The organism is Microtetraspora niveoalba (assembly GCF_001570405.1).
Lineage (GTDB): Bacteria > Actinomycetota > Actinomycetes > Streptosporangiales > Streptosporangiaceae > Microtetraspora > Microtetraspora niveoalba.
On the sequence record NZ_BBYM01000016.1, the window covers coordinates 42,463 to 54,027 of the forward strand.

General features: G+C 74.7%; 10 protein-coding genes. 6 read left to right on the forward strand and 4 right to left on the reverse strand.

Annotated features, from left to right (window positions below; genetic code table 11):
• Nucleotides 1-4: 4 nt before the first annotated feature.
• The 6 genes from AWQ70_RS15985 (at nucleotide 5) to AWQ70_RS16010 (ending at nucleotide 8,089) form a co-directional block, all read left to right on the forward strand.
• Nucleotides 5-1,498, forward strand: coding sequence for an NAD-dependent succinate-semialdehyde dehydrogenase (locus AWQ70_RS15985; RefSeq protein WP_084517174.1), 1,494 nt, complete (start codon nucleotides 5-7; stop codon nucleotides 1,496-1,498).
• Nucleotides 1,495-2,538, forward strand: coding sequence for a DUF2804 domain-containing protein (locus tag AWQ70_RS15990; protein WP_067176523.1), 1,044 nt, complete (start codon nucleotides 1,495-1,497; stop codon nucleotides 2,536-2,538). Before AWQ70_RS15985 ends, AWQ70_RS15990 begins: the two co-directional genes overlap by 4 nt.
• Before the next feature lie 16 nt (nucleotides 2,539-2,554).
• Nucleotides 2,555-4,309 (forward strand): glycerol-3-phosphate dehydrogenase/oxidase, encoded by a 1,755-nt coding sequence (locus AWQ70_RS15995; protein WP_084517205.1) that lies wholly within the window; start codon nucleotides 2,555-2,557, stop codon nucleotides 4,307-4,309.
• Nucleotides 4,306-5,787 (forward strand): glycerol kinase GlpK, encoded by a 1,482-nt coding sequence (gene glpK, locus AWQ70_RS16000; protein WP_067176526.1) that lies wholly within the window; start codon nucleotides 4,306-4,308, stop codon nucleotides 5,785-5,787. Before AWQ70_RS15995 ends, glpK begins: the two co-directional genes overlap by 4 nt.
• Complete coding sequence (locus AWQ70_RS16005; protein ID WP_067176528.1) at nucleotides 5,784-6,977, forward strand: CaiB/BaiF CoA transferase family protein; 1,194 nt, start codon at nucleotides 5,784-5,786, stop codon at nucleotides 6,975-6,977. The genes glpK and AWQ70_RS16005 overlap by 4 nt, the downstream gene beginning before the upstream one ends.
• An 83-nt stretch (nucleotides 6,978-7,060) precedes the next feature.
• A complete protein-coding gene (locus AWQ70_RS16010) occupies nucleotides 7,061-8,089 on the forward strand; it encodes a sporulation protein (protein ID WP_067176530.1) in 1,029 nt (342 codons plus the stop codon).
• Between the two features lie 168 nt (nucleotides 8,090-8,257).
• On the opposite strand, the gene fdhA is transcribed toward AWQ70_RS16010, so the two are convergent.
• From fdhA to AWQ70_RS40535, 4 genes are all read right to left on the reverse strand, one after another.
• Entirely contained in the window at nucleotides 8,258-9,481 is a 1,224-nt protein-coding gene (fdhA, locus tag AWQ70_RS16015) for a formaldehyde dehydrogenase, glutathione-independent (RefSeq protein ID WP_067176532.1), read from the reverse strand.
• A 140-nt stretch (nucleotides 9,482-9,621) separates the two neighbouring features.
• Nucleotides 9,622-10,491 carry a cytochrome c biogenesis CcdA family protein gene (locus AWQ70_RS16020; protein ID WP_067176534.1) on the reverse strand — a complete coding sequence of 290 codons (870 nt, stop codon included), beginning with the start codon at nucleotides 10,489-10,491 and terminating at the stop codon, nucleotides 9,622-9,624.
• On the reverse strand, nucleotides 10,488-11,225 hold the full coding sequence (locus AWQ70_RS16025; protein WP_067176537.1) for a DsbA family protein: 738 nt from the start codon (nucleotides 11,223-11,225) through the stop codon (nucleotides 10,488-10,490). The genes AWQ70_RS16020 and AWQ70_RS16025 overlap by 4 nt, the downstream gene beginning before the upstream one ends.
• A 75-nt stretch (nucleotides 11,226-11,300) precedes the next feature.
• The coding region (locus AWQ70_RS40535; protein ID WP_218004543.1) for a hypothetical protein at nucleotides 11,301-11,565 on the reverse strand (265 nt) is incomplete at its 5' end.

Consider the following 11,565-nt stretch of genomic DNA (forward strand, 5'->3'; position numbering starts at 1 on the left):
AGGAATGAAGACAGGAAGGGCCCTCGTCGGAGGGCGCTGGCACACGGCCGCGGAGACGGGCGCCGAAACGGGCGCGGAGACGTTCGCGGTGACGTTCGCGGTGACGTTCGCGGTGACCAACCCGGCCACCGGCGAGATCGTGGGGCGGGCCGTCGAGTGCGGCCCGGAGGTCGTCGCAGAGGCGGTGGACGCGGCGGCGGCCGCGCTGCCGGGCTGGCGGGCGATGCCCGCGCACGAGCGGGCCGCGATCATGCGGCGGGCCGCCGCGCTGCTGGCCGAGCGGGCCCCGGAGATCGGGGCCACGCTCACGGCCGAGCAGGGCAAGCCGCTGGGCGAGGCCGTCGGCGAGGTGGTCGCGGGAGCCGACCACCTCCTGTGGTCCGCCGAGGAGACCCGCCGCGTGTACGGCGAGACGATCCCGTCCACGAGCGCGGACACCAGGATCATGGTGCTGCCCGAGCCGGTGGGCGTGGTCGCGGGCATCACCCCGTGGAACTTCCCCGTGTCGATGGTCACCCGCAAGCTCGGCCCGGCCCTGGCGGCGGGCTGCACGGTCGTGCTCAAGCCGTCCGAGCTGACCCCGTTGTCGGCGGTCGCGGTGGCGGAGTGCCTGGCCGACGCGGGCTTCCCGCCGGGCGTGTTCAACCTGGTCACCACGACCAGGCCGCAGGACTTCACCGACGTCGTCATGGCCGATCCGCGGGTGCGGAAGATCTCGTTCACCGGCTCGACCGCGGTCGGCAGGCACCTCATCCGGCAGAGCGCCAACGACGTGAAGCGGCTCAGCGTCGAGCTGGGCGGCCACGCCCCCGTGCTGGTCTTCCCGGACGCGGACGTGGCCGCGGCGGCGGCGGGGGTCGCCCGGGCCAAGTTCATGAACGCGGGCCAGGCCTGCACCTCCCCCAACCGGATCTTCGTCCACGAGTCCGTCGCCGAGGAGTTCACCGCCGAGCTGGCCCGCCTCGCGGACACGATCGTCGTGGGCGACGGCGCCGCCGACGGGGTCACGATGGGCCCGCTGATCGACGAGCGGGCGGTCGCCAAGGTGCGGCGGCACGTCGAGGACGCGCTGGCGGCCGGGGCCCGGCGGGTGACGGCGCGTGAGCCGGGCGAGCCCGGGGGGCGCTTCCACCCGCCGACCGTCCTTGCGGGGGTCACCGACGCCATGCTCGTCTGCCGCGAGGAGACGTTCGGCCCGCTCGCGCCGGTGCTCACCTTCTCCGGCGACGGCGCGGACGCCGAGGACGCCGTCGTGGCCAGGGCGAACGCCACGCCGTACGGGCTGGCGGCGTACGTGTGGACGCGGGACCTGGCCCGCGTGGTGCGGGTCGGCGAGGCGCTGCGCTTCGGGATCCTCTCGATCAACGGGGCGCCGCTCGCCCCGCCGCAGGGGCCGTTCGGCGGGGTCAAGGGCAGCGGGTACGGCCGCGAGGGCGGCCATCACGGAGTGGAGGACTTTGTGGAGCGCAAGTACGTCAGCCTGGGACTGGGCCGATGACGGGCACGGCGGCCCCGGCCGGGACGGCGAACGCCTCCGCGCGCAGGGTGGCCGAGCGCGAGATCACCCGCCGGGTGGATCTCTGCCGTCCCGACGGGCGGCTCAACCCGGACGCCGTCGGCTGGAGCCGGACCCCGCTGCACCGGGCCAACATCCGCGGGTGGGGCCGCACGATGCGCTGGGACTACTGGTGCGTCGCCACGCCGGAGCACATCTTCTCGTTCAGCGCGTCCTGTCTGGACTATCTGGCGGGCGAGTCGGTGTGGTACCTGGACCGGACGACGCAGCGGGACGTGGTGAGCCGCAGCCTGCTCGTGCCCGGCCACGGCCTGTCGTTCTCGCCGCGCGGCGGCGAGGGCAGCGTCCGGATCGGCCGGGGCGACGTGCGGATCGCGGTGGACGAGACCGCGGAGGGCACCCGGCTGCGGGTGCGCTCCGCCGAGTTCGACGCCGATCTGCTGGTCCACCGGATCGAGGGCCGCGAGAGTCTGAGCGTGGTGGTGCCGTGGTCGTCGCGCCGGTTCCAGTACACGATCAAGGACGTGGGGCGGCCCGCCGAGGGCACGGTGACGGTCAACGGGCGGCGGATCCGGTTCTCGCCCGAGGAGGCGCGGGCCACCCAGGATCTCGGCCGGGGCCGCTGGCCGGGCGACATCACGTGGAACTGGGGGGCCGGCTACGGCCGGGCAGGCGACCACGAGATCGCCGTCCAGATCGGCGGCAAGTGGACCGACGGCACCGGCAGCGTCGAGAACGGCCTGATCGTCGACGGCCGGCTGCACAAGATCAGCGAGGAGCTGGTCTGGCACTACGACACGTCGGACTGGATGGCCCCCTGGCGGATCAAGGGCGAGCGGGTGGACCTGGTGTTCACGCCGGAGTACGTCCGCTCGGCCGACGTGCGCCGGCTCTACGTGATGCGCAGCCGGGAGGACCAGGCGTTCGGGCACTACAGCGGCACCGTCGTGACCGACGACGGGACCGTGATCGAGGTCGGCGAGCTGTTCGGATGGGCCGAAGAGGTCCAGCGGCGCTGGTGAGGGGACGGTGCGGATGATGACTACCGACAACGAGACGACGCCGGAGCCGTTCGCGGCGGGGCTGCCGTTCGGGGCGGGCGCGGCGCTCGACCCGCTGCGCAGGGACGCCGACCTGGCCGAGCTCGGCCGGGAGGTGCTGGACGTCCTGGTGGTGGGCGGCGGCGCGACCGGCACGGGGGCCGCGCTCGACGCGGCCTCGCGCGGGCTGACCACGGCGCTCGTCGAGGGCGGCGACCTCGCCTCCGGCACGTCGAGCAACTCCAGCCGGCTGCTGCACGGCGGCGTGCGCTACCTGGAGCAGATGGAGTTCGGCCTGGTGCGCGAGGCGCTGCACGAGCGCGGGCTGCTGCAGGAGCTGGCGCCGCACCTCGTGCGCCGGATGTCCTTCCTCCTGCCGCTCACCCACCGGGTGTGGGAGCGCGGGTACATCGGGGCCGGGCTCACCCTGTACGACGCGCTGGCGGGCATGGGCGACCGGCACGGCTTCCGCAGGCACCGGCACCTGAGCCGGCGCGGCCTGCTCCGGCAGGCGCCCGTGCTCCGGCCGGACGCCGCGGTCGGCGCGCTCCGCTACGAGGACGGGCACGTGGACGACGCCCGGCTCGTCCTGACCCTGGCCCGTACGGCGGCGCGCGAGGGCGCGACCGTGCTCAGCCGGGTGAAGGTGACCGGCCTCGCCACCCGCTCCGACCACACGGTGGCGACCTGCGTGGACGCGCTGAGCGGCGAGGAGTTCCGGATCCGGGCCCGGCGGGTGGTCCTCGCGACCGGCCCCTGGTCCGGGCTCGCCCAGAAGATGCTCGGCTCGGCCGACGTCCGGGTGCGCGCGTCCAAGGGCGTCCACCTGGTGTTCTCCCGGGAGCGGCTGCCGCTGGACAGCGCCCTCATCGTGCGCACGCCCAGCTCGGTGCTGTTCGTCATCCCGACCGGCGACGTGGTGCTGCTCGGCACCACCGACACGCCGTGGGAGAACGGCCCCGGCCCGGTGCTGGCGACCGGCGCCGACGTCCGCTACCTGCTCGACCAGGCCAACCAGTGGCTGCGCGAGCCGCTGCGCCAGTCGGACGTGCTCGGCGTGTACGCCGGCCTGCGGCCGCTCGTGGACCAGCCCGACCGGCAGAACACGCAGGCGATCAGCCGCGAGCACGTCGTACGCGAGGTCGCGCCCGGCTGCGTGGTCGTCGCGGGCGGCAAGCTCACCACGTACCGGGTGATGGCGCGCGACGCGGTGGACGCGGTCGCGGCCGGGCTGCGCGCCGCGCGTCCCTCCGCCACCGAGCACCTGGCCCTGGTCGGGGCGAACGGCTTCGCCCAGGCGTGGACCCGCCGCGACGCGGCCGCGTCCGCCGCCGGGGTGCCCCTCACCGCCGTGGAGCGGCTGGCCCGCCGGTACGGCTCCGACTATCCGGCGCTGCTCACCATGGGGCGGCGCGATCCGGAGCTGCTGCGTCCGGTGCCGGGCGCGCCGTCGCTGCTGGCCGCCGAGGTCCTCTACGCGGCCAGGCACGAGGCCGCGATGACCGTGGACGACGTGCTGCTGCGCCGCAGCAGGGCCGGGCTGGAGACCGCCGACGGCGGCGCCGAGGCGGCCCCGCACGTGGCCGGGCTGCTCGCCCGGGCTCTGGACCGCCCGGACGGGTGGGCGCGGGAGCAGGCGGACGAGTACCTGCGCGCCGCCGAGGTGCGCCGGTCGGCGCTGGCCGCGTCCGAGGACGCGGAGCTGCTGCCGCTGCTCGACGAGCTGGCCGGGCGCGGGAGTGGTGCCGCGTGACCGTCCTGTCGATCGACGCCGGGACGACCGGCGTCACCTGCCTGCTGGTCGCCGAGGACGGGCGGGTGCTGGCGCGCGGCCAGCGCGAGTTCCCGCAGCACTTCCCCGCCCCCGGGCTGGTGGAGCACGACCCGGACGAGATCTGGGCCGCGGTCCTCGCCGCCGCCTCCGAGGCCCTCGCCGCCGCAGCCGACCGGGGCGAGCCGGTGACGGTCTCCTGTGTGGGCCTGACCAACCAGCGCGAGACCGTCGTCCTGTGGGAGCGCGACACGCTGCGCCCGGCCACCCGCGCGATCGTGTGGCAGGACCGCCGCTCCGCCGGGGAGTGCGACCGGCTCCGCGAGCACGAGCCGCGGGTCCGCGAGCTGACCGGGCTCCCCCTGGACCCGTACTTCTCCGCGACCAAGCTCGCCTGGCTGAGCGCGAACCTGCCCGACGTGTGGGAGGGGGTGCGCGCGGGCCGGGTCGCGGTCGGGACGGTCGACTCCTATCTGCTGGCCCGGCTGACCGGCGGGCGGCTGCACGCGACCGACCCGTCCAACGCCTCGCGCACGCTGCTGCTCGACCTCGCCTCGGCGCGCTGGTCGGAGGAGCTGGCCGGGCTCTTCGGGGTGCCCCTCGCGGCGCTGCCGGAGATCGTCCCGTCGAGCGGGAGCATCGGCCGCACCGACCCGGAGCACTTCCTCGGGCTGGACGTGCCCGTCTCCGGCGTCGCCGGCGACCAGCAGGCGGCGCTGTTCGGGCAGGCCGGGTTCGCCCCCGGCGCGATGAAGTGCACGTACGGCACGGGTAGCTTCCTGCTGGTCAACACGGGCGACCGGATCGCCCCGGCCGGGGCCGGGCTGCTGTCCACGGTCGCCTGGCGGCTGGAGGGGCGACCGGTGCAGTACGCCCTGGAAGGGTCGGTGTTCGTCACCGGCGCGGCGGTGCAGTGGTTGCGCGACGGGCTGAAGCTGATCGAGCGCTCGGCCGACAGCGAGGCGCTGGCGGCGTCGGTGCCGGACGCCGACGGGGTGGTCTTCGTGCCCGCGCTCACCGGCATCGGCACCCCGCACTGGGACCCGCACGCCAGGGGCGCGCTCCTCGGCATCACCCGGGGCACCACCGACGCGCACGTCGCCCGCGCCGTCCTGGACGGCATCGCGTACCAGATCCGCGACGTCGTGGAGGCGGTCACCGGAACGGCGGGCATCCCGGTGGACCGGCTCGCCGTGGACGGCGGGGCCGCGGCCAACGACCTGCTCTGCCAGATCCAGGCCGACCTCCTCGGGCGGCCGGTCGTCCGGCCGCGGACGACCGAGACCACGGCGATGGGCGCGGCCTTCCTGGCCGGGCTCGGGGCCGGGGTCTGGAAGGACCTCGCCGAGGTGGCCGAGGCGGGCGAGGGCCGGCGGGTCTTCACGCCGCGGCCGCTGCCCGGCGACGGATACCGCCGCTGGCTCGACGCGGTGGACGCGGTGCGGAGGTTCGGCTCGTGACCGGGGCGCGGACGGGAGCGGGCCCGCTGGCGGGCGTGCGGGTGGCGGACTTCTCCCGGGTGCTCGCCGGGCCGTACGCCACGATGCTGCTGGCCGAGATGGGCGCCGAAGTGATCAAAGTGGAGCATCCCGGGCACGGCGACGACAGCCGCGCCTGGGGCCCGCCCCACGCCGGAGGCGAGGCCGCGTACTACCTGTCGGCCAACCGCGGCAAGCGCGGCGTCGCGCTCGACGTGAAGCACCCGGAGGGCCGCGAGGTCGCCCGGCGGCTGTGCGCGGGCGCGGACGTGGTGATCGAGAACTTCCGGCCCGGCGTCGCCGCCCGGCTCGGCCTCGACGAGGAGACCGTACGGCGGGCCAACCCGTCGGTCGTGTACTGCTCGATCAGGGGCTACGGCGGCGAGGACCGGCCGGGCTTCGACGCCACGATCCAGGGTGAGAGCGGCTTCATGCACATCACCGGGGAGGACACGCCGACCAAGGCGGGCGTCGCGATCATCGACGTGCTGTCCGGGCTGAACGCTGCCGTCGCGATCCTCGGCGCGCTCTACCGGCGGGCCACCTGCGGCGAGGGCGAGCGGGTCGAGGTGTCGCTGCTCAACTCGGCCCTGTCCGGGCTGGTCAACGTCGCCCAGAGCGCGCTCGTCTCCGGCGCCGAGCCCGCCAGGTACGGCAACGCCCACCCGACCGTGGTGCCGTACCAGACGTTCGCGGCCTCCGACGGGTGGTTCGTGGTCGCGGCGGGCAACGACCGGCTGTTCCGGGCGTTGTGCGACGCGGTCGGGCGGCCGGATCTGGGGGCCGACGCGCGGTTCGCGACCAACGGCGACCGGGTGCGCAACCGGGACCTGCTGATACCCGAGCTGAGCGCCCTGTTCGCGACCCGCCCGGCGGCCGAGTGGACGGCGCTGCTCGACGAGGCGGGCGTGCCGGTGGGCCGGATCCGGGGCGTCCTGGAGGCGCTGCGCGCGACCGAGGGCGCGACCTTCCAGGTCGAGCACCCCACGGCGGGGACGCTGGACATGGTCCGCACCGGTTTCAGCCTCGCGAGCGTCCCGGCCGACCGGAAGATCGCGGCGCCGCCGCTGCTCGGGCAGCACACCCGCGAGGTGCTGGCGGAGCTGGGCTTCGACGCGGCCGGCATCGCCCGCCTGGAGGAGGCGGGGGTGGTCCGCCAGGCGGCGGGCTGACCTCCTGGGGCTCAGGAACCGCGCCCCGTCGTTGATCGTTCTCGCATGCGGTTGGTACGACCGATCTTCCGACAGGAGAAGCCGTGGTATTCAAACGCTTGCTGGGCGCCTTCGGCGTGGGCGCGCCCTCGGTGGACACCGTTCTGTCCACTTCCCGGATCCGGCCCGGCGGGCTGCTGACCGGCGAGGTGCGGCTCCGGGGCGGCGACTTCGACGCCGGCATCGAGCACGTCACCCTGGGCCTGGTCGCCCGGGTGGAGGTCGAGCACGGCGGCGGCGAGCACGACGGCCTCGCCGAGTTCCTGCGCGTCCCGGTCTCGGGCCCGTTCACGCTGCGCGCCGGCGAGGGGCGCGTCGTCGGCTTCCAGATCCCCGTTCCGTGGGAGACGCCGATCAGCGAGATCGACGGCACGCACCTGACCGGCATGGCGCTCGGCGTGCGCACCGAGCTGGCCGTCGCCGGCGCCGTGGACAGGGGCGACCTCGACATGGTGGCGGTCGAGCCGCTGCCCTCCCAGCTCCGCGTCCTGCGGGCGTTCCAGGAGCTGGGATTCCACTTCAGGTCGGCCGATCTGGAGGCCGGGCGCATCCACGGCGCGTACCAGGAGCTGCCGTTCTACCAGGAGATCGAGTTCCACCCTCCGGCGCGGTACGCCGGGCACGTGGGCGAGGTCGAGCTGACCTTCGTCGCCTCCCCGTCGGGGCTGGAGGTCGTGCTGGAGGCCGACCGGCACTCCGGCGGGTACGGCGGCGGCGACGACGTGATCGGCCGTTTCCAGGTCGGCCACGAGGAGGCGCTGCGCGTCGACTGGGCGGGCGAGATCGACCGCTGGCTGGCCGGGCTGTCCCATCACGGGACGCACCACGGCATGTCCCACCACGCCCCTTACGGACATCAGCCGTACGGGCACGCGGAGCCCTACGGGCACCAGCCGCACGGCCACGCGCAGCCGTACGGCTATCACCCGGAGCACCACGAGCACCGCGACGGGCCCGGGTGGGGGGCGGTCGCCGCGGCCGGGGTCGCGGGCGTGGTCGGCGGCCTCGTCCTGGGCGAGGTCGTCGAAGAGATCTTCGAGGACGACGACGAGGGCGGCGACGGCGACTGGTGACGCCGGCCGCGGCGGCCGCGGACGCGGAGCACGCGCACCCGAGGCGCGGCCGACCGGCCTCAGGCGGCGGCCGAGCCGCCCCGGTGTCACGCCGTGCTCCGGCCCCAGGCCGCGCCAGTGTCAGGGCGCGCCCACATCAGGCCGTCCCGGTGTCAGGCGGCCACGGTGTCAGGCCGCGCCCGCCAGCATCCCGTGCGGGTCGAGCACGTACTTGCGGGCCGCCCCCTTGTCGAACTCCTCGTATCCCCGGGGCGCCTGGTCGAGCGGGATCGGCGTGGCGTTCACCGCCTCGGCGATGCGCACCCGGTCGTGCAGGATCGCCATCATGAGCTGCCTGTTGTAGCGCATGACCGGGCACTGCCCGGTGGTGAACGACAACGACTTGGCCCAGCCGAGGCCGATCCTGATCGACAGCGAGCCCTGCCGGGCCGCCTCGTCCTTGGCCCCGGGGTCGCCGGTGACGTAGAGGCCGGGGATGCCCACGGCGCCCCCCGCCCGGGTCACCGCCATGATCGTGTTGAGCACGGTGGCGGGGTGCTCCGTGCCGGCCTCGCGCCCGTGGCCGCGCGCCTCGAAGCCCACCGCGTCCACGGCGCAGTCCACCTCGGGGACGCCGAGGATGCGCTCGATGTGCTGCGCCGGCTCCCCCTCCGAGACGTCGGCGGTCTCGCAGCCGAAGCCGCGGGCCTGCGCCAGCCGTTCCTTGTTCAGGTCGCCGACGATGACGACCGCCGCCCCGAGCAGGAACGCCGACGCGGCCGCGGCCAGCCCGACCGGTCCCGCGCCCGCGATGTAGACGGTCGAGCCCGGCCCGACCCCGGCGGTGACGCAGCCGTGGAACCCGGTCGGGAAGATGTCGGCCAGCATGGCGAGGTCGAGGATCTTCTCCATCGCCTGGTCCCGGTCGGGGAACTTGAGCAGGTTCCAGTCCGCGTATGGCACCAGCACGTACTCCGCCTGCCCGCCGACCCAGCCGCCCATGTCGACGTACCCGTACGCCGATCCGGGCTGGTCCGGGTTGACGTTCTCGCAGATGCCGGTCTTGCCCTCCTTGCAGTTGCGGCACCGGCCGCAGGAGATGTTGAACGGGACCGAGACCATGTCGCCGACCTTGACGAACTCGACGTCCGGTCCCACCTCGGCGACCTCGCCGGTGATCTCGTGCCCGAGGACGAGCCCCTGGGGCGCGGTCGTGCGGCCGCGCACCATGTGCTGGTCGCTGCCGCAGATGTTGGTGGCGATCGCCTTGATGATCGCGGCGTGCGGGAGCTTGCGGCCGACGTTGGCCGGGTTCACGCCCGGGCCGTCTTTCAGCTCGAAGTCGGGATAGTCCGTGGCGCGCACCTCGACCCTGCCCGGACCCTCGTAGATGACGCCCTTGTTCCCCGGCATGACGTGCCCCTTCCTGCCCCGCGAGCACCCGGCCGGGCCGTGCGCGGAACCCCGGACCCGGCTCGAAGATTGCAGCGTCCCCTTATTGTAAATCGCCCTTAGCACCCCTTAGGGGATGAATCGGGCATATGGGGGCACGGTCAGCCGTCGCCGTGATCGGAGGCCGCCTCATCGGGAACGGCCGGCTCGCGGGTTGCACGGGAGCGGCGCAGCCGGGCCAGGAGGACGGCGACGGCGGCCAGCACCAGCGCCAGGGGCAGCAGCGCGTCGGGCACCCGGCCCGCCACGTCCCTGACCCACACCTGGAGGGAGAACTGCTCGTCCACGCCGGACAGGCCCCCGAGGTCGGCGGTGCCGTCGGTGAGGAGGAACAGCACGCCGATCGCGACGAAGAGCAGCCCGGAGACCAGGCTGGTGGTGTGCGTGCGCAGCGGGCCGAGGCGGATCGGCCTGCCCCGCAGCCAGGCCCGGCGGCCGAGGTCGAAGCGGTCCCACAGCAGCGCGAGGAAGAACAGCGGCACGGCCATGCCGAGCGCGTAGAGCGCCATCAGCGCCCCGCCGTAGACGGGCTCGCCGCCCGCGGCGGAGACGGTCAACACGCTCCCGAGCAGCGGCCCCGAGCAGAACCCGGCCAGGCCGTAGACGGCGCCGAGCGCGAACACCGACCCCGTCGAGGAGATCCGGATCCGCGCGGTCGCCCGTTGCGCGGCGGCCAGGCCGAACCCCTTGCCGAGGATCGCGGCCCCGCCCAGGAGGATCAGCACGACCCCGCCGACGGTCGTGGCCACGTCGCGATAGCGGGTGACCAGCGCCCCGACGGCCCCGACTCCGGCGCCGAGCGGCACGAGCACGACCGCGAGCCCGGCGTAGAACACGGCCGTGCGCCGGGCCAGCGTGCCGACCCGTCCGAAGGCGTACGCGAAGAAGGACGGCAGCAGCAGCGCCGAGCACGGGCTCACCAGCGAGAGCAGCCCGCCGAGGAAGGCACCGAGGAACCCGACCTGCGTCATCCCCGGGCCGCCGCCTCGTCGACCATCGCGGTGAACTCCTCGACGGGCTGCGCGCCGAGCAGGGGCCGCCCGTTGATGAGGAAGGCCGGGGTGCTCGGCACGCCGATGGCCTGCCCCTCGATCATGTCCTTCTCGATGGCCTCGTCGAACCTGGCGCTCGCCATATCGGCGTCGAACCGGGCGAGGTCGGGCACCCCGGCCTTCTCGGCGAACTTCCGCAGCACGGCGGCGGTGAGGTTCGGGTGGCCGCTGTCCGGCGCCGCGGCGAACAGCGCGGCGGTGAACTCCCGGTACCTGCCCTGGGCCCCGGCGGCCCTGGCCGCCTTGGCGGCGTTCACGGACTGCTCGCCGAAGATCGGGAAGTCGCGCCATTCGATGCGCAGCGTGCCCTTACCGACATAACGCTCAATCAGTTCGGGTTCGATGTCCCGGCCGAACTTGGCGCAGAACGGGCACCGGAAGTCGGAGTAGACGACCATCGTGACCGGCGCGTCGGGACGGCCGACGGCGAGGGGGTCGTCCGGCGCGCGGCGGGCGACCGAGGTCAGCGGCCCCGCATCCTCGGCGGGCGTACCGGACGGGGACGCGCTCGCACCCGTGGCGGGCGCGCGTCCCGCGTCCTTCTCCGAGGGCCGGGTGGCCAGGGAGGCGAACAGGCCGACGCCGACCACCAGCAGGACCGCGACCAGCAGCGTGTCGCGCTTGGCGGTGCTCCGCCGCTCGTTCGTCCCCATGGGCCCTCCGTGGTCGCGGGATGTCCGACTACTATCCACCATAGTAGTAACGGGAGTCGCCGCGGCCCGGCGGGATCAGAGGGGGCGCACGCTGAGGCAGTAGAGCAGCACGCCCAGCGCGACGACCGCGATCGAGGCGAGCGCGGGGGCCAGGGCGAGTGCGGCCGCGAGGACGTACCCGGCCCTGCCGGGCGGCCGGCCCGGCGCCGCCCGCTCGCCGCCGAGCCAGCGCAGCCGCACCTCGACGGCGTCCCGCGACATCGCGAGCGCGGTGCTGGGCGCGCCCCGGCCCACCACGGCGAGCAGCCCGGCGCGCACCGGTCCCGGGCCGTGCAGGCGG

What these genes read in the sequence shown, in the direction of transcription:
- AWQ70_RS15985 (WP_084517174.1), top strand. Translation starts at nt 5, where the DNA reads ATGAAGACAGGAAGGGCCCTCGTCGGAGGGCGCTGGCACACGGCCGCG.
- AWQ70_RS15990 (WP_067176523.1), top strand. Translation starts at nt 1,495, where the DNA reads ATGACGGGCACGGCGGCCCCGGCCGGGACGGCGAACGCCTCCGCGCGC.
- AWQ70_RS15995 (WP_084517205.1), top strand. Translation starts at nt 2,555, where the DNA reads ATGACTACCGACAACGAGACGACGCCGGAGCCGTTCGCGGCGGGGCTG.
- fdhA (WP_067176532.1), bottom strand. Translation starts at nt 9,481, where the DNA reads ATGCCGGGGAACAAGGGCGTCATCTACGAGGGTCCGGGCAGGGTCGAG.
- AWQ70_RS16020 (WP_067176534.1), bottom strand. Translation starts at nt 10,491, where the DNA reads ATGACGCAGGTCGGGTTCCTCGGTGCCTTCCTCGGCGGGCTGCTCTCG.
- AWQ70_RS16025 (WP_067176537.1), bottom strand. Translation starts at nt 11,225, where the DNA reads ATGGGGACGAACGAGCGGCGGAGCACCGCCAAGCGCGACACGCTGCTG.